The sequence below is a fragment of the Thiohalophilus sp. genome (assembly GCF_031581315.1).
Classification (GTDB): domain Bacteria; phylum Pseudomonadota; class Gammaproteobacteria; order UBA6429; family Thiohalophilaceae; genus Thiohalophilus.
In genome coordinates this window covers 13,080-14,273 of the sequence record NZ_JAVLAZ010000064.1, presented here as the reverse complement: position 1 = coordinate 14,273, position 1,194 = coordinate 13,080, and the positions used below count along the sequence as shown (strand labels likewise).

Genomic DNA, 1,194 nt, shown 5'->3' with positions numbered 1-1,194 from the left:
CCCATGCTGCCGACGTTGCGAATATCCATGTCCAGCCAGATGGCCAGCGCGGTCAGCACCACGATGGTGACCAGCGGCGAGGGGATGGACTTGGTGAGGTAGGGAAACAGGTAGATGATCCCCAGCCCGCCGGCGGTCATGGCATAGACATGCCAGGTAACGCCCTCGGTGGCCGGGTTCAGCTCCGGCAACTGGGCCAGGAAGATCAGAATGGCCAGCGCGTTGACAAAACCGGTCACCACCGAGCGCGAAACAAAGCGCATCAGCGAGCCGAGCTTGAGATAGCCGGCGCCAATCTGCAGCAGTCCGGTCAGCAGGGTGGCGGCCAGCAGGTATTCCAGCCCGTGGTCCCGCACCAGGGTGACCATCAGCAATGCCATGGCGCCGGTGGCGGCGGAGATCATACCCACGCGTCCGCCGGTAAAGGCGATCACCACCGAGATACAGAACGAGGCATACAGACCGACCTTGGGATCGACGCCGGCGATAATGGAAAAGGCGATGGCCTCGGGAATCAGCGCCAGCGCCACCACGATGCCGGCGAGCAGATCGCCGCGCGGGTTGCTGAGCCAGTTGGTTTTCAGGGTCTGGTACATGATCTGGTTATTCCGGTTTGCAATAGTCGTGCGCCATGCCGGGTACGAAGCCGGTGCAACCCAGCCGCCAGCGGCGACAACGACTGTTTAAGTCGGGAGAATAAAAGCATTGGCGGGCACCGCCGGTGCGCCACAGCGGACAGAAAGTCGGCAATTGCGCGCGGGGTGCGGGGGCAAACGCGGCGCGCACTATACCACAACGCGCCCGGCAAGGCACGGCAGGTGCACTGTGCACGGATCAAGGCGTATTATGGCCCCATGAGCCTGACCGACACCGAACTCGAACAACTGCGTGCCGCCCTGCTGGCACAGCGGGCCGCGCTGGATGAGACCCGCGAGGCCAATGACGAGGCCAGCTCGACCGTGGAGCTGGATCAGACCCGCGTCGGGCGCCTCTCGCGCATGGACGCCCTGCAGGGGCAGGCCATGTCCCGGGCCGCCGGGCAGCGGCGGGAGCAGATGCGAGCACGTATCGAGTCGGCCCTGCGTCGGATGGATGCGGGCGATTATGGCTACTGCTTGCGCTGTGAGGAGGACATTGCCCCCGCCCGCCTGTTCGCCGATCCCGCCGCCACCCTCTGTATCCGCTGCGCCAGCG

2 protein-coding genes are annotated in these 1,194 nt (G+C 65.1%); one reads left to right on the top strand and one right to left on the bottom strand.

The window, feature by feature from the left end:
* On the bottom strand, positions 1–596 hold a 596-nt coding region (locus tag RI563_RS09740), incomplete at its 3' end, for a SulP family inorganic anion transporter (protein ID WP_310694184.1).
* A 258-nt stretch (positions 597–854) separates the two neighbouring features.
* Between RI563_RS09740 and RI563_RS09735 the strand changes: the two genes are divergently transcribed.
* Positions 855–1,194: TraR/DksA family transcriptional regulator (locus RI563_RS09735; protein ID WP_310694183.1), on the top strand; the 340-nt coding region annotated here is incomplete at its 3' end.